The organism is Natronotalea proteinilytica (assembly GCF_055379935.1).
The window spans coordinates 3,010,675-3,025,669 of the sequence record NZ_AP043947.1 but is presented as its reverse complement, the minus strand read 5'-3'; the positions used below and the strand labels follow the sequence as shown (position 1 = coordinate 3,025,669).

Annotated in this window: 15 protein-coding genes; 6 read left to right on the top strand and 9 right to left on the bottom strand. The window is 57.5% G+C overall.

Annotation, left to right across the window (positions count from 1 at the left end; all coding sequences use genetic code 11):
* Nucleotides 1-62 precede the first annotated feature (62 nt).
* The 7 genes from ACZ5AL_RS12055 to ACZ5AL_RS12025 form a co-directional block, all read right to left on the bottom strand.
* Complete coding sequence (locus tag ACZ5AL_RS12055) at nt 63-536, bottom strand: FixH family protein (RefSeq protein ID WP_464510659.1); 474 nt, start codon at nt 534-536, stop codon at nt 63-65.
* Nucleotides 537-587: 51 nt separating this feature from the next.
* Nucleotides 588-2,054 carry a cytochrome c oxidase accessory protein CcoG gene (gene ccoG / locus ACZ5AL_RS12050; protein WP_464510657.1) on the bottom strand — a complete coding sequence of 489 codons (1,467 nt, stop codon included), beginning with the start codon at nt 2,052-2,054 and terminating at the stop codon, nt 588-590.
* An 81-nt stretch (nt 2,055-2,135) separates the two neighbouring features.
* The gene (locus ACZ5AL_RS12045; protein WP_464510656.1) at nt 2,136-2,789 is read right to left on the bottom strand and encodes a cbb3-type cytochrome c oxidase N-terminal domain-containing protein; all 654 of its coding nucleotides are present in this window, start codon (nt 2,787-2,789) and stop codon (nt 2,136-2,138) included.
* Nucleotides 2,786-3,001: a cbb3-type cytochrome c oxidase subunit 3 gene (locus ACZ5AL_RS12040; protein WP_464510655.1), complete on the bottom strand. Its 216-nt coding sequence runs from the start codon at nt 2,999-3,001 to the stop codon at nt 2,786-2,788. Before ACZ5AL_RS12040 ends, ACZ5AL_RS12045 begins: the two co-directional genes overlap by 4 nt.
* A 73-nt stretch (nt 3,002-3,074) precedes the next feature.
* Entirely contained in the window at nt 3,075-3,821 is a 747-nt protein-coding gene (ccoO, locus tag ACZ5AL_RS12035; RefSeq protein ID WP_464510654.1) for a cytochrome-c oxidase, cbb3-type subunit II, read from the bottom strand.
* Between the two features lie 61 nt (nt 3,822-3,882).
* Nucleotides 3,883-5,517 (bottom strand): cytochrome-c oxidase, cbb3-type subunit I, encoded by a 1,635-nt coding sequence (gene ccoN, locus ACZ5AL_RS12030; protein ID WP_464510652.1) that lies wholly within the window; start codon nt 5,515-5,517, stop codon nt 3,883-3,885.
* A gap of 151 nt (nt 5,518-5,668) precedes the next feature.
* Nucleotides 5,669-6,583 (bottom strand): universal stress protein, encoded by a 915-nt coding sequence (locus ACZ5AL_RS12025; protein WP_464510651.1) that lies wholly within the window; start codon nt 6,581-6,583, stop codon nt 5,669-5,671.
* 317 nt (nt 6,584-6,900) lie between these two features.
* Between ACZ5AL_RS12025 and ACZ5AL_RS12020 the strand changes: the two genes are divergently transcribed.
* The 3 genes from ACZ5AL_RS12020 (at nt 6,901) to ACZ5AL_RS12010 (ending at nt 10,583) form a co-directional block, all read left to right on the top strand.
* Complete coding sequence (locus ACZ5AL_RS12020) at nt 6,901-8,826, top strand: PAS domain S-box protein (protein ID WP_464510650.1); 1,926 nt, start codon at nt 6,901-6,903, stop codon at nt 8,824-8,826.
* 48 nt (nt 8,827-8,874) lie between these two features.
* Nucleotides 8,875-9,528, top strand: coding sequence for a response regulator (locus tag ACZ5AL_RS12015; RefSeq protein WP_464510648.1), 654 nt, complete (start codon nt 8,875-8,877; stop codon nt 9,526-9,528).
* A gap of 113 nt (nt 9,529-9,641) precedes the next feature.
* Complete coding sequence (locus tag ACZ5AL_RS12010) at nt 9,642-10,583, top strand: universal stress protein (RefSeq protein WP_464510647.1); 942 nt, start codon at nt 9,642-9,644, stop codon at nt 10,581-10,583.
* 143 nt (nt 10,584-10,726) lie between these two features.
* Here the strand turns inward: ACZ5AL_RS12010 and ACZ5AL_RS12005 are convergent, their stop codons facing one another.
* Both ACZ5AL_RS12005 and ACZ5AL_RS12000 read right to left on the bottom strand, forming a co-directional pair.
* Nucleotides 10,727-11,704, bottom strand: a complete 978-nt coding sequence (locus ACZ5AL_RS12005) for an SDR family oxidoreductase (protein WP_464510646.1) — start codon at nt 11,702-11,704, stop codon at nt 10,727-10,729.
* Nucleotides 11,705-11,746: 42 nt separating this feature from the next.
* Entirely contained in the window at nt 11,747-12,259 is a 513-nt protein-coding gene (locus ACZ5AL_RS12000; RefSeq protein ID WP_464510644.1) for an acyl-CoA carboxylase biotin carboxyl carrier protein subunit, read from the bottom strand.
* Between the two features lie 114 nt (nt 12,260-12,373).
* On the opposite strand from ACZ5AL_RS12000, the gene aat reads away from it, so the two are divergent.
* Genes aat through pfkA form a run of 3 tightly spaced genes read left to right on the top strand, consistent with a single transcriptional unit; the run spans nt 12,374 to nt 14,992 of the window.
* Entirely contained in the window at nt 12,374-13,024 is a 651-nt protein-coding gene (aat, locus tag ACZ5AL_RS11995) for a leucyl/phenylalanyl-tRNA--protein transferase (protein ID WP_464510643.1), read from the top strand.
* Nucleotides 13,025-13,042: 18 nt separating this feature from the next.
* Complete coding sequence (locus tag ACZ5AL_RS11990) at nt 13,043-13,957, top strand: N-acetylmuramoyl-L-alanine amidase-like domain-containing protein (protein ID WP_464510642.1); 915 nt, start codon at nt 13,043-13,045, stop codon at nt 13,955-13,957.
* A 51-nt stretch (nt 13,958-14,008) separates the two neighbouring features.
* Nucleotides 14,009-14,992 carry a 6-phosphofructokinase gene (pfkA, locus tag ACZ5AL_RS11985; RefSeq protein WP_464510641.1) on the top strand — a complete coding sequence of 328 codons (984 nt, stop codon included), beginning with the start codon at nt 14,009-14,011 and terminating at the stop codon, nt 14,990-14,992.
* The last annotated feature ends 3 nt before the right edge of the window (nt 14,993-14,995 follow it).

The window sequence follows — 14,995 nt, the reverse complement described above, 5'->3', positions numbered from 1 at the left end:
GAGGGCTACTGATTAGAACGAAAACAATCGGTATCGGCTGGTATGCATTGGTCTGTGGGGGCTTACTCGCCGTGCGTAAACCGCACCGTATATTCGACACGTGTTTCGTCAACGGTGCCACGTACCACTGCATCCCACACTCCAGATTTAAGGAGGGGCACGGTGTGTGCGTACTCGCCAGGCGCCTCTTCCTGAAGTGGGGTTTCGTAGAACGGCACCTCGTGATGGGGCTGTCGGAGCGTTAGCGTGCCGTTACCGATGGATACGGGATGGCCCTGCGCATCCGCCAACTCAAGCTGCAAATGCGACGGTTCGTCTTCGTTGAATGCAAGCGAGCCCGTCCAGCCACGGGTTTCTCCACGGGCGGCTGTGAGCTCCTCCCAGTCGGATGTGTTCACGGTGTAGTCATCTACCATGGCCACGCCTCCATCTTTATGGGCCTGGTGTATGGTAATGCCCACTGCGGTAATGCCGATGCTCAAAATGAGCACGACGAGTCCGGGCCACGCGATATGAGGAGGGAGGATCGAACGCATAGAATTAGGAGGAGTCAGTGGTATGGGGGAAGGCGAGACGCTGCTGAGCTATCAGGAGGGCTCGGCTTCGTGGTCGAGCATGTCTGGGTCTTCGGCTTCGCGGCTATGTGGGCTCAGCATAGGGAACGGAATGCGCTGCTCCGTGCCATCGTCAAACCGCAGCACGATAGTGACCTCGCGGCGTCCGTTGTCGAACGCATCGGGGGGCACGACAATCCACGCCTCCGACCGATGCATTTCCTGGGGTTGCAGCGTAATCTCATCGGGACCGACGGGGTTTACCTGCACGTTGGGGATGCCTTCGGCTCCAATGGTAAAGCGCGCTTCTTGGGCACTTTGGTTGCGCACCCGTACCCGGATGCGGTTCGCAATGTCGTCGTTGGGAAGCACGACGAACGGTTCGGCGGTTGCTCGTGCCACGTTGATGTCGTATGTGGGGCGTGTCCACAGCAAGCCAACGAAGAACACGGTGAGGACGAGCAGCGCGCCGCTGTACAGCACCGTACGGGGACGCACCAACTGGGTCGGCTCATCATTGAGCGCTTTTTCTGAGGTGTACTTGATGAGGCCCGGTTCCCAGCCCATCTTGTCCATGATGTCGTCGCAGGCGTCAATGCACTGTGTGCACGCGACGCACTCCATTTGCAAGCCATCGCGAATGTCAATGCCTGTGGGACAGGTACGCACGCACGCGCCGCAGTCGATGCAGTCGCCCAGTTCAGAGCGGTCTTTGCCGCGTCCACGCGGTTCGCCACGCTCTTCGTCGTACGACACGATGAGCGAGTCCGGGTCAAGCAGAACCGACTGGAAGCGCGCGTAGGGGCAGGTGATGGTGCACATCTGTTCCCGGAAGAATCCAAAGTCAAACAAGATGAGTGCCGTGGTTCCTGCCATCATCACGAAGTAGCCCCAATGGTCACGTGGGTCGCCCTGCATCCAGGTGAGCAGGCGTTCCCACCCTACAAAGTACGATACGAACGTATGGGCCAACGCAATGGATATGACGGCATAGACGCCCCATTTGGCTGTTTTGCGCCATGCTTTATCAAACGTAAGCGGTTCGTTGTCGCGGCGTTTGCGAACATGCTCAGCCCCTTCGATCCAACGTTCGATGGGGCGGTACACGAACTCCAGGTAGACCGTCTGCGGACACCCCCACCCGCACCAAATTCGTCCCAGTAGGGCAGAGATCAGAATAATGCTGACGAGTGTACCCAGTGCAAAGCCGAGTAAGAGGAGCGTATCGGTAGGGAAGAATGTGGTGCCGAAGAGCGTGAACTCGCGGTTCATCAGGTCGAGCAGCACCGCGGGCTTATCGTTGATCGTAATCCACGGCAGACTTACGAAGAGGGCGATTAGCCCCCACCCAATAGCTAAGCGCCACCAATAATAGAACCCTTTGCTAGGCGTAGGATAAAGCCAACGGCGGTCGCCTTCTTTGTCCATGGTAGAAAGAACGGCCTCAGGCGAATCCAGAATGCCAACGTCGTCGGCATCGATAAAATCGTTGCGAGCCATGGGGCGAAGGGCCTATATGAGAAGGGGCTGCAAGTAGGTGGTAAAGTGTTACAAATTAGTTGGAGGGAAGATTGCCTCGGGTTAATTGCGTTCGATGAATTCACCTTGAGGGTCGCGTGCATCCGGCGGATCGGTGCCTTCAATGGAACGGATAAACGCTACCATTTGCGCACGTTCTTCGGAGGATAGCTGGGCGGCAAAAGCAGGCATTCCCTGTCCACTTATGCCATCGGTAAGCACCTCGTAGATATCCACATTGGTGCCGCCGTGCATGAAGTGTTGATCCGTAAGGTTAGGGCCAATACCTCCTTGTCCCTGATCGCCATGGCAGGAGGCGCAAAGGCGTGCATAATTTTCACTTGCGGCTTCGATATGCTCGTCGATGCCCACATAGTTTTCTTCGATGTTGACCTCGGTTACTTCAAACTCGTCGCCTGCTTCTTCGGCGTAGGCTGCCCGGATCTGTTCGAGTTCGTCCAGGCTTTCGGCGAGGTCTTCCTCATAGTTGTTAATTAAGCCGACATTGATTCCGATAACATAGAATACGGCAAAGGCAACGGTGGCCCACAAGAGCCATATCCACCATCCGGGCATAGGATTATCATATTCCTGAATGCCGTCGTAGCTATGGCCTTGCATGATTTCGTCGGAGGTGCCGCCATAGAGCACCGACCCCTCGCGATCGTTGTCGTTGCGAGGAGTCTTCGAAGTGTTGGGATCGTCTGCGCGACTCATGAGGATGATCCGTTTTTGTGAGGGGGGGTATCGTCTTCGAGCGGCATGTGCCGAGCATGCTCGCGAAAGTCTTTAGGCATCCAGTACACGTACAGCAGAATGAGTATGAAGGCTATAAAAAAGGCCAGCAATCCAATTTCTGCTAGTGGCCCCGTTTCCAACGAACGGAGAATATCTTTCCAGGTCACTAAAAACCAAGCGGATAATACCATAGCACAGAGCATGTAAGTAAAAAGAGCCGTTACCCGTGTATACGGGATACGGAGGGCTACTTAGGGGGACTACTCAATTGGCATCGGCAGTAGAAGGTTGTGTGGCGTCCTGGGATGCCTCGGCTGTGGGTTCCGTTTCGCCTTCAATGTCGGTGCCTAGACGTTGGAGGTATGCGATGAGCGCTACAATCTCCTTGTCTTCGAGTCCTTCAGGCCCCCCTTGATCTACAATTTCGCGTGCAATGGTATTGGCTTGCTCACGCGCGATCTCGTCTGCGTTTTCGATTTCCTCATCGCTGTACGGAGTCCCCAACCGCTGTAGGGCGCGCAGCTTGCGTGGGAGTACGTCAAAGTTGGTTTCGTTGTCGAACATCCAGGGGTAGGGCGGCATGATGGAGCCGGGGCTCGTAGAGGTGGGGTCTTCCATATGGCGTACGTGCCACATGTGCGAGTATTCACCTCCTACGCGAGACAGATCGGGACCGGTTCGCTTTGAGCCCCACAGGAACGGACGTTCGTAGACGGTTTCGCCCGCTTTCTGGTATTCGCCGTAGCGCTCCAGTTCGTGCCGGAACGGGCGTACAGCCTGCGAATGGCAGCCCACGCACCCCTCAGCGATGTAGATGTCGCGTCCGGCCAGTTCAAGCGGTGTAAAGGGCTCTACGCTTTCAATGCGGGTTTCGGCATCACCAGCCAGCATGAGAGGCACAATTTGCACCAGCCCACCGACCAGGATGGCGACGGTGGTAAGCACAGTAAACACCAGCGGCCACCCTTCGAGGGTACGGTGCATGCCATCTTTTTTGATAAAACGGCTCATGGATTTAACAGGGGAGCTTCAGCAAAAGGGATGAACAGGTGCAGGAGCGTGCACGGTCGGGTTAGCTGTCGTCGGGGGAGGGGAGCTGCACGCGTTTCGTGCCAGGGCGTGCGGTGTCGTCCTCATCGTCGTCTTCGCTATCGGCCGATTCGGGGGCCGGTGCCGCTTCCGTGCTAGGGGCGCCGTCGCCTGCAGCGCCGTCTCCGCCCATGGTGGCCGCGACCGATGAACGGGCTGTAATTTGCGCAGCATCAGGCAGCGTATCGGGGGCATTGCGAATGGTCATGATCATGTTCACGACCATCATGAGGGTGCCGGCCAGGTAGAGCGTTCCGCCGATGAAGCGTGCCCAGTACATTGGGATGACCTGTACCACCGTTTCCATGAAGTCAGGATACATCAGGCGCCCGGCATCGTCAAAGGCGCGCCACATCAGGCCCTGCGTAACTCCAGATACGTACATGGAAATAACGTAAACGAGGATGCCGATGGTGCCCACCCAGAAGTGTGCATTGGCCAGCTTATCGCTCCACAGCGGTGTGCGCCACAAGCGGGGTAGGAGCCAGTAGATCATGCCAAAGATCATGAACCCATTCCAGCCAAGGGCGCCCGAGTGCACGTGGGCAATGGTCCAATCGGTATAGTGCGTAAGGGCGTTTACGCTTTTTACCGAGAGTGCCGGCCCTTCGAAGGTTGCCATTCCGTAGAAGGTGATGCCCACAACAAACATCTTGAGCACCACGCTATCGCGCAGTTTATGCCATGCCCCGCGCAGAGTAAACAGGCCGTTGATCATGCCTCCCCAGCTCGGCATCCAGAGCATGACGCTAAAGACCATGCCCAGGGTGGCGGCCCACTCCGGCACCGCGGTGTAGATTAGGTGGTGAGGGCCAGCCCAGATGTAAATGAAAACCAGGCTCCAAAAGTGTACAATGGAGAGCCGATATGAGAATACCGGTCGTTCAGCCGCTTTGGGTAAGAAGTAGTACATGAGCCCCAAGAACGGCGTAGTCAGGAAAAACGCCACCGCATTGTGCCCATACCACCATTGCACCATCGCATCCTGAACGCCAGCGTAGATCGGATAGCTCTCCAACGCGCCGACGGGAATGGCCAGGTTATTGCCCACGTGAAGCACCGCTACGGTGATGATCGTGGCGATGTAGAACCAGAGCGCCACGTACATGTGCTTGACGCGGCGCTGCTTCAGTGTCGCGAAGAAGTTGATCGCAAAGATGATCCAGACCACGGCAATGGCAATGCTGATGGGCCACTCCAACTCCGCATACTCTTTGCTGGTCGTATATCCAAGCGGAAGCGTGATAGCTGCCGACACGATAATGGCTTGCCACCCCCAGAAGTGAAAGCGGCTCATCCAATCGCTATACATCCGCACCTTACATAGGCGTTGCGTGGAGTAGTAGATCGCCGCAAAGATGGCGTTGCCAGCAAACGCAAAAATGACCGCGTTGGTATGCAACGGGCGCAGCCGTCCAAACGACAGATATTCGCCAAGGTTAGATTCAGGGTAGGGGAGCTGCAAGGCCAGGAGGAGCCCCACCAGCATTCCAATAACACCCCACACCATGGTGGCAATAACAAAAAGACGGGTGATCTGCTCGTCATACGAAAAGACTTCAACATCCTCCGACTGCACCCGAGGGGCTGTTGAGGAGGGGGGATCTTGAGCGGACATATATGAACTAAGCACGCTGGTGAGCGAAGGACAGGCTAACGTCGATACGTAAACAACTCGTGGTGGCGTCCGCCTTATGACAGACGAGCCTTACCCCGAACGTAATGGATTAGGAACTTCGTCTGTGGGAGATCTCCCGACGCATCATTTCTCATGATGATGAAGTCGATTGTGACCGCCCCGAGGAGATGCGCGCAGGGCGCACCAAGGACCGGTGATGGGGCCGGGTTACAAAGACCGGACAGGTGGTACGGCGCAGCACATTTTCAGTGATTGGACTCAGCCCCGCCTCGCGGGGTGTACCTTGTGTGGCGGCCATAACAATCAGGCTGGTCGATTGATCTTGGGTTTCTTGTACAATGGTGGTGGCGGGGTCGCCCTGCTCTATTTTCATGCGGGGCGATTCCTGTAGCGGATGCTTCGGATGGGCATGGCGACGATACCAAGTGCGCAAGCGCCGATGCGCCGTTCGCGGGGCCATGGTCGCCGAGTCAACCGAGAGCAAGTCGGTGGGCGTCAGCGCTACATACTGTCTCCGCTGCAGCACATGGAGGAGGGTAAGCTGTGTATTGTACACCGCAGCCAACGCCTCGGCATGATGCAGCGTGGGTACCGCCTCGGGTGTTATATCAGTGGGCACCACCACCTGTGCAAATCCTGCGGTATCGGAGGGTACCTGCACCATAAGCAACGCCGCTTTGGTGCGCATAATCATCGGTTGCAGATCGGTGCATGCCATGGGGGGCGCTGGCGCCTTTGCGTCGAATCGCGAAAGCGTGATCAAGTCTACCGCATGGCGCTGCGTGTACTGAAGCCATTCATTGACTGAAAACGGACGCTCCTCCCACGCTGCTACATGGATGCGTGGGGGAGGGGGGCCGTCGGACACGTATGAGCGTACAGCGACGCGCACATCCTGCGCAGAAGCTGTTGCCTCTGAGCCCGGCCACGGCGTTACGTGCAAAGGGACCTGCAACCGACTAGCCAGCGACAACGCATGCAACAGAGCGGTGGGCTGCGCTGTGCGAGGCGTAAACGGGGCTAAGATGGAACGGGGCGATAGCATATCAGCAAACCCGAAGAATGAAGGTTAGGACGACGGCACACAACGGCTCAACAAAAAGCCGCATCGCCTACCCCCAGAAACGTAACCGAACGCCTGGATTCTTGACAGCAGGTTACGGAACGCCGGTGTGGGGAAACTGTGAAGAGGTGTGTGAGGGGGAGCCCCACAGGGGGATCGGGTATCCACGTACATAGGGACCGGGATTACGGGGGCAGCATCCGTGATAGTACGTACAGTACCTTAGATCATGCTGATGAGTACCCGGCTGGGGGCTTGCTTCATGACTCGTTTTGTTTGGATGTATATCACGTGTTTCTATGGACACCGTACTGCTTGGGCCTCCATCGGCGGTTCGCACCCAAGTGGCCGATGCACTGGAGCGGCGTCAGCATCATATTGCCACCTATACGCATCCGCAGGCGCTTACGCTTGGGCCTGCCACCGCACCCGACTTAATTGTGGTGTGCCACCCTGAGCAGGACCCGTGCAGCTGGGTCCGCCACATTCGTGCAGTGAATCAAAATGTGCTCGTTATGGCCGTTCTTTCCGACGGCTGTCCGAAGCACATCCACGACCTGTTCTGTGCTGGGGTTGACGATTGCCTCTTGCACACGCATGAGCGTAGCTTGCTAGACACACGCATCAATGCCATTGAACAATACCGGGCCCGCTCTGCATTGCGTCCGACCCTCAACACGCCCCCAACCCCCGAGTTGGCACAAGCTGTTATCGCCGACTTGAGCCGCCGCGCGCTATCGGGCACTGAAATGGATGTGCTCATGGCGTACGCAGCTCACGTGGTGCGTCATATCGTACAAGCTGATGCCTGCAAGGTGCTAGAGCATCAGGCCGACCAACAGACCTTTTTGCTCCGGGCCGGCACCGGGTGGACCGACGTGGAACTGGGCGTTCATACAATCCACGAACGGTACAATGCGGTTCCCTCACAAGCACTCTACACGCTTCAGCAAAACCGCCCTGTTGTGGTAGAAAATATGGATGACGTGAGCAATGCCTTTTGTCTGCCTCCTTTGCTGCGTAATCAGCAGGTACGGAGTGGCGTCAGTGTGGCCATTGCCAGTTCGCCGGAGCCCTACGGGGTGCTTGGCGTGCATGCCGAAGCGCCGCGTGCCTACACCTCCCAAGAGGTTTTTTTCCTGCAGGCTGTAGCCAACGTACTGGCCGGGGCCGTAGAGCAAGCGCGCACTGAACGCGCCCTCAATGTAAGCGAAGCCAAAGCCCGTGCTATTCTCGAAACCACTGTCGATGGAATCATCACCATCGATGCACGCGGGACAATTGAATCGTTCAACGCTGCTGCCGAAAATATATTTGGGTACAGCGCTCACGAAGCAATTGGCAACAACGTAAAAATGCTCATGCCGGCTCCCTACCGCGGAGAGCACAACACCTATATTCAGAACTACCACGACACAGGCGAAAAACAGATCATCGGCATCGGGCGCGAGGTGACTGGCAAGCGAAAAGACGGCTCTACGTTTCCCATGGAGCTTGCTGTGAGCGAGGTGGCTCTCGATGATCGGATCACCTTTACTGGCATTGTGCGCGACATCAGCGAGCGACGACGGCTCGAACAAGAGATCTTGAGCATCAGTGAGGCCGAGCGCCGTCGGATTGGGCAAGACTTACACGACGGCCTTGGTCAAATGCTAACAGGCATTGGACTGCTCCACAAAAACCTGTCGGACCAACTTCAGCGCGAGGAGCATGCGATGGCCAGCGATGCTGCCGAGATCACGGACCTGATTCGCGATGCCGATCAGTACGCGCGAGACCTTGCTCGCGGGCTTACGCCTGTGGACTTAGAAGCCAGTGGCCTCACAGAAGCCCTCAATCGCCTTTCCGACAATGCCGAGCGCCTGTTCGATGTCCATTGTCGGTTTGAGGATGTGGGTACAACGCTGGTGCACAACAGCCAGGCGGCTACCCACATGTATCGAATTACGCAAGAGGCCGTTAACAATGCGGTTCGGCATGGAGAGGCGCATCGGATTCGCATTACGCTCGCGGGCAACGAGCAGCAGGTGCGGCTGCGTATCCGCGATGACGGAGCAGGGTTTGCAACGGAGGGGATAACGAACGGTGGGATGGGGCTACGAATCATGAAGTATCGGGCTCGCATTATCGGAGGCTCATTCGATCTAAATAGCGCCCCCGGCCAGGGGACGACCGTTACCTGCACACTCCCACGCAGCGCCGACCAGCCCACTACCATCCAATAACCGCCTTGCGACTCGTTTCGCTCTTTCTGTGACCCAATCCATGCTGCTATGACCTATGACATTATAATCGTTGACGACCACCCACTGATGCGCAAAGGTCTTGCGCTTTCTCTGAACGGCGAAGTCGATCTTGATGTGGTTGGCCAAATGGAAAGCGCCGAAGATGCGCTAGAAGCGATTGATGACCTCGCGCCCGATTTGGCTATTGTTGACATCTCGTTGCCGGGCATGAGTGGCATGGAACTGCTCAAACATTTGCAGGCACGCTACCCCGACATCCGTACACTTGTAGTGTCGCGCCACGATGAAGTGCTCTACGCCGAACGGGCCATTCGAGCCGGTGCCCGTGGGTACGTCATGAAGCTCGAAGCCGCCGACGTAATTGTACACGCCGTACGCCAGGTGCTCAACGGCAGCATCTACGTAAGCAATGAAATCAACGAACGCTTGCTCCTAAGCATGGCCGAGGGCGGACGCGAACGCCTCATGCAGTCTCCCCTCGAACTTCTCTCCGACCGCGAGTTGGAGGTCTTTGAACTGACCGGCCAAGGCATTAGCACCCGCGATATTGCCGAACGCCTTCACCTGTCCGTGAAAACGATCGAATCGTATCGGGCGCGCATCAAGAAAAAGCTGAACCTGGATTCAGCCACCGAGTTGATGCAACGTGCTGTGCAGTGGGTCGAAAGCGAAAGCGCCTGACAGACCCTACCGGTTTGCTGTTGCTCTGCTGAAGCCTGAACCGGTCGTACCCGCCACAATGCTGCCAACGACCTCACCCTCGTTTTTCTGCTCTGCTGCTTTCCCACACTGTTATGCTTCACCTCAATAACATTCTGTTTCCCACCGACTTCTCGCCTTGCGCGGAAGAAGCTTTTGGACATGCCATTCACCTGGCTACCGATACGGGGGCAACCGTACATGTGCTCACCGTGGTAGGCGATGAAGCCGACGATCGTCCCATGGAGTATCTCCCGCTGGAAACCGCTGACGATGGATCAGGGCTCTACTACGAGCCGGATGACGAAGACCACGACGAGCCGGTTCGCATTGTGTACCACCAGATTCAAGACACCTCACCTGCGGAAGCTATTGTAAACCGCATTGACGAGAGCGCTATCGACCTGGTCGTGATGGGAACCCATGGGCGGCGCGGTGCCGATCGGCTGCTCAGCGGCAGTGTGGCTGAAGAGGTTGTACGCCGTGCTTCGTGCCCGGTCTTCACGGTCCTCTGCCAGGCAGCCACCGACGCCTCAGATGATCCGCACCTGAAAGATACCGATCCGATTCGAAATATCGTGGTGCCCGTTGATCTTTCAGAGCACACCCCTTCCGTCATTGCTCACGCTGAAGCTGTTGCGGCCCTTTATGGAGCAACGATCCATCTGCTCCATGTGGTAGAAGACGTGGCCTATCCAACTGTGTATGGCATCGACCCCCTCACGCCCGTGCTTCCTGATGTCATGGAGCGGGCCGAAGAGTCGCTGCAACGCTATGCGCAAACGCTTCACTCCGACTCCGGACTCACCGTCGAAACGCATGTGGTTACCGGATATGCCGCACAAGACATCGTTCACAGCGCCAACGAACTCAACGCCGATCTTATTCTGATGGGCACCCACGGGCGCACCGGTCTGCGCCGCTTTTTGATTGGGAGCGTTGCCGAAAAGGTGGTGCGCCGCACTCCCTGCCCCGTGTTCATCGTTAAGAATTTCGGCCCCTCTGTGGTCGATGATCCCGAGGCAGAAATGGCGTGATCCGTACCGAAGGCATTCTCTTGCTGCACTGTGACATAGCACTGGAAAGACCGCCTTGGGGGGAAGAACCCGTTAACGTCTCGCCGTTACCCATGCGTCCATTTTTCAACGGAGTGGCCGGATCTGATATTATTCTCCAGCTCTCAAGTGCGGTCCATGTACGTGTCGGCAATGCGTTGGGCTGTTTCGGGGAACGGGCGAAAGGTGCAATCCAACTCCGTGCGAGCGCGTGTGGTGTTGTACTGCATCGTGGTAGAGGCCGTCTGCGCCATGCGACGAGTGAAGCGCGGCGTTGATCGCGTGATCCAGGCCCAGCCTTCAGCCAAGCCACCGGCCGCGCGCAGCCAAAACGCCGGGATCTCTCGCGTTGGGGGCGGTACGTCAAACGCGTCGGCCAGCACTTCGATGATAGTACGCCACGGCAGATTCTGGCTTCCCAAAATATAGCGGTGCCCCGAGGTGCCGTGAAGCATCGCACGGCGCATGCCCGTGGCCACATCCTCAGCATCCACCACGCAGGTGCCCCCGGGTGGAACGCCAGGCAAACGCTTGTTTCGCACAGCCTCTACAAGCCGGTGCGTGCTGGCATCGGGGCGACCGGTGCCAAACACCAGCGCCGGATTTACGATGACCGCGTCGAGCCCCTCGGCCCGCCCGCGGTGTACCTCCAGTTCGGCCTCGTGCTTGGTTTGTGCGTAAGCCGAACGATGCGGTGCGTTTTGCCAATCGGTCGATTCGTCGATCGATCCGTTAGAGGTGGGACGCCCCAGAGCAGCAATACTCGACGTGTGCACGAGCCGCGTGACGCCCTCAGCACGGGCGGCGTTCACGACATGGGCGGTGCCGTCTACGTTTACCGGACGCAGCGACGACAGGTCGGCGCCCAGATCGACGTGGGCCGCACTGTGGTAGACATGCGTAATCCCCTTCATAGCCTGTGCTACGGCGTGGGGCTCGGTGATGTCGCCGATGGTATGCTCTACCACGTTGGCCGTATCGCCAAGCGCACCAAGTGGCGAACTGTCGCGGCGGAAGATGCGCACGGTGGCGTCCTGGGCCACCAACTGGCGAACAAGCGCCGATCCGACAAGGCCCGTGGCTCCGGTAACAAGAATGCGCATCGTGTAGATAAGGCTGTGTACAGAAGGGAAAACGACGCAGCGCTACGCATCCAGATCTAACTCAATGAGCAGTGCATTCTTTTCAACCGCATCGCCCTGGGTAGCGTGAATGGTGGCAACGGTGCCGGCAGCAGGAGCAGCCAGTTCATTCTCCATCTTCATAGCCTCTAGCACCACCAAGCCCTCATCGGCAGCTACCATGTCGCCCTCTTCCACGAGCACATCGAGCACCAATCCGGGCATAGGCGCGCGTACCTCACGTTCGCCAGCACCTGCATCGGGCTCCAAGCCAAACTCTTCGAGCAGCATGGCCCGTTCGTCTTTGACGTGCACCTCGGTCATGCGCCCGTTGATAGTTACGCGATACCGGTCGTTCTCCAGCGGCTCTACGGCTGCCGACAGGCTTTGTCCGTCCACCACGAGCGACAAATAGCCGTTGCCCACACGCGCGACAGAGACCTCATGTCCGGTTTCATCAACATGGAGCGTGTTGTCGGCAACAGTGATATCGAAAGAGCGCGCATCCACATCGGCGCGGTAGGTGGCGTCGTCCATGGCAACAGCATTTGGTTTGGAGAACAAAGCACAGTGTGTATCAACATACGAACGACGCGGCTCGTTCGCAGTTACACACCCCGTGAAGGTCTTATCCATTCTGGTTGCGAACGCATGTCGAACATCCTTTCTGCAGACAAAGTCGTGTGGGCGTATCGGCAGGGCATGTTTCCAATGGGGGCGCCCTACACGCAGGCGATTGAGTGGTATTCGCCGGACCCACGGGGCATTATTCCATTGGATGAGTTCCATATGCCTCACAACCTAGCTCGGCATGTGCGGCGAGGCACGTTTGCGGTGCGCTGCGATACGGCGTTTGAGGCGGTCATTGAAGGGTGCGCCGATCGGGAAGAAACGTGGATCACTGAACCGATCAAAACGGTGTTTACGGAACTGCATACACGCGGACAGGCCCACAGCGTAGAGTGCTGGTCGGGCGATACGCTGGCCGGAGGACTGTACGGAGTCGCACTTGGTGGCGTCTTCTTTGGCGAGTCCATGTTTTTTCGCGAGTCGTATGCGTCGAAGGTGGCACTTGCGCATCTGGTACGCCAACTGCGTGCCGGCGGCTACGTGTTGCTGGATACGCAGTATACCACCTCGCACCTAGAGCGCTTTGGCGCGCAAGAAGTTACACGCATGAACTATCTGCACATGCTGCGCGATGCTCTCAGTCGCTCCCCCACCTGGTGGCCGCTGCCGAATGAACCGTTCGACACCCTTCCGGATATGAAAGCTAAATACGCCCCCGACAGGTCCTCCTGAATCTGCATCTGCTGCCTTATGCCTCATGTGTTGCTGCCCACCGCGCTGTCGTTGTTGCTCATTGGCCTCGTCGGCTGTGCCGATGCTTCGGATATAGAAGAGATGACTCCGGCCCCCGAGGCCGAAGCGGCGGCTACAGCGCCCCCGGACTCGGTAACCGAAGCGCGTTTCGAATCCCTCATGACCGAAGCCCAGTCTGCGCGTTGGCATCAAAATGCGCTGGGCGAGGTGGTACAGCAGGTCGGTCTTCAGTTTTTAGAGGCGCCGTACCTAGAGCACACCCTCGATGAGGGGCCCACCGAAACATTGGTAACACGCCTCGATGGATTTGACTGCGTGACGTTTGTGGAGGCGGCGTTGGCAATCAGTCGCGGTATTGTGCAGCAAGACTATGATTTTGATACCTTTGCTGGCTATATTCAGGATCAGCGGTACCGAGGCGACGCTACTCCGGGCTATTGTGCCCGACTCCACTACTTCAGCGAATGGATTGCCGACAACCACGAACGGGGCGTGATCGAAGACATTACGGAGGGATTGGGCGGGGAAAAGGTAGATCGTTCACTCGTTTTTATGGGCGAGAATCGCGATGCATATCCACGCTTTGCTGAAAACGACAGCCTGTATGCGTGCATCGAAGATATGGAGGCTAGCCTTCAGGCCACGAATCATCACTGGCATGTTATCCCGGAAGACGATATCGAGGCGGTGGCCGATCAGATCGAGGCGGGCGATATCATTGGGCTGGCTACCGATATCGACGGGCTAGATATTGCGCACACCGGCTTGGCCTACCGGGCTGACGACGGATCATTGGGGCTGCTGCATGCGTCGCTCCAAGGAGAAGTCCTTGTTTCGCCCGATCTTCAATCCTACATCAAACAGATCGACCATCAGACTGGTATCGTGGTAGCGCGCCCGCTTGCCCAGTAGCATACGAGTGGCGCACTCCTCCACTGCTTTTTGCACCAATGACTCGTTTCCATGAAAGACATTCAACGCATCGGTGTGTACACGAGCGGCGGCGATGCTCCAGGTATGAATGCGTGCTTGCGTGCGGTGGTGCGCACCGCATTGGCCAACGACCTTGACGTGATGGGCATTCGGCGTGGCTACGAAGGCATGATCGATGGCGACCTGGTTGAAATGGACCGCCGCTCGGTCTCAAACATCGTGCAGTCAGGCGGCACTGTGTTGAAAAGTGCGCGTTCCCCTGCCTTTAAAGAGCCCGAGGGCCGTGCTCGTGCGGTAGAGGTGCTCGAAAAGTATAAGATCGACGCCCTAGTGGCCATTGGAGGCGATGGGACGATGCGTGGTGCGCAAGCGCTTCACGATGAGCATGGCGTTCCCGTGGTTGGCTGCCCCGGCACAATCGACAACGACCTCTACGGCACCGATACGACGATCGGGTACGACACCGCGCTCAACACCGCCATTGAAAACATCGACCGGGTGCGCGATACGGCGGATGCGCACAACCGCCTGTTTCTTATTGAGGTCATGGGGCGCGATGCCGGGTTCATCGCGTTGAACTGCGGCATTGGCGGAGGAGCAGAGATGGTGCTCATTCCTGAAACGATCACCGAAATGGATGTCATTAAGGAGCGCATCCACTCGCTTATGTCGGCCCAGCGCCGTTCTACCATTGTGGTGGTGGCCGAAGGCGACGAGCTCGGCGGGGCGCGTGGCATCGAGCAAGCACTGCTCGAAGACGACGCGTTCAGCGATATTGATCTACGCTCCACGATCCTCGGTCATATTCAGCGGGGCGGCTCTCCCACTGCCGGCGACCGCGTGCTGGCCAGCCGTCTGGGAGTTGGAGCTGTCGAAGCGCTGCTCGATGGCCATTCATCGGTAATGGTTGGCTTGGTCAATAACGAAGTAAAACTCACGCCGCTGCGGAACGTGTGGGGACGCAAAAAGAGCATCGATTATGACCTGCTGAAGCTTACTCAAATTCTGAGCTGATGT

Coding starts and splice junctions, on each gene's coding strand:
- ACZ5AL_RS12055 (WP_464510659.1), bottom strand. CDS start 536: ATGCGTTCGATCCTCCCTCCTCATATCGCGTGGCCCGGACTCGTCGTG.
- ccoG (WP_464510657.1), bottom strand. CDS start 2,054: ATGGCTCGCAACGATTTTATCGATGCCGACGACGTTGGCATTCTGGAT.
- ACZ5AL_RS12045 (WP_464510656.1), bottom strand. CDS start 2,789: ATGAGTCGCGCAGACGATCCCAACACTTCGAAGACTCCTCGCAACGAC.
- ACZ5AL_RS12040 (WP_464510655.1), bottom strand. CDS start 3,001: ATGGTATTATCCGCTTGGTTTTTAGTGACCTGGAAAGATATTCTCCGT.
- ccoO (WP_464510654.1), bottom strand. CDS start 3,821: ATGAGCCGTTTTATCAAAAAAGATGGCATGCACCGTACCCTCGAAGGG.
- ccoN (WP_464510652.1), bottom strand. CDS start 5,517: ATGTCCGCTCAAGATCCCCCCTCCTCAACAGCCCCTCGGGTGCAGTCG.
- ACZ5AL_RS12025 (WP_464510651.1), bottom strand. CDS start 6,583: ATGCTATCGCCCCGTTCCATCTTAGCCCCGTTTACGCCTCGCACAGCG.
- ACZ5AL_RS12020 (WP_464510650.1), top strand. CDS start 6,901: ATGGACACCGTACTGCTTGGGCCTCCATCGGCGGTTCGCACCCAAGTG.
- ACZ5AL_RS12015 (WP_464510648.1), top strand. CDS start 8,875: ATGACCTATGACATTATAATCGTTGACGACCACCCACTGATGCGCAAA.
- ACZ5AL_RS12010 (WP_464510647.1), top strand. CDS start 9,642: ATGCTTCACCTCAATAACATTCTGTTTCCCACCGACTTCTCGCCTTGC.
- ACZ5AL_RS12005 (WP_464510646.1), bottom strand. CDS start 11,704: ATGCGCATTCTTGTTACCGGAGCCACGGGCCTTGTCGGATCGGCGCTT.
- ACZ5AL_RS12000 (WP_464510644.1), bottom strand. CDS start 12,259: ATGGACGACGCCACCTACCGCGCCGATGTGGATGCGCGCTCTTTCGAT.
- aat (WP_464510643.1), top strand. CDS start 12,374: ATGTCGAACATCCTTTCTGCAGACAAAGTCGTGTGGGCGTATCGGCAG.
- ACZ5AL_RS11990 (WP_464510642.1), top strand. CDS start 13,043: ATGCCTCATGTGTTGCTGCCCACCGCGCTGTCGTTGTTGCTCATTGGC.
- pfkA (WP_464510641.1), top strand. CDS start 14,009: ATGAAAGACATTCAACGCATCGGTGTGTACACGAGCGGCGGCGATGCT.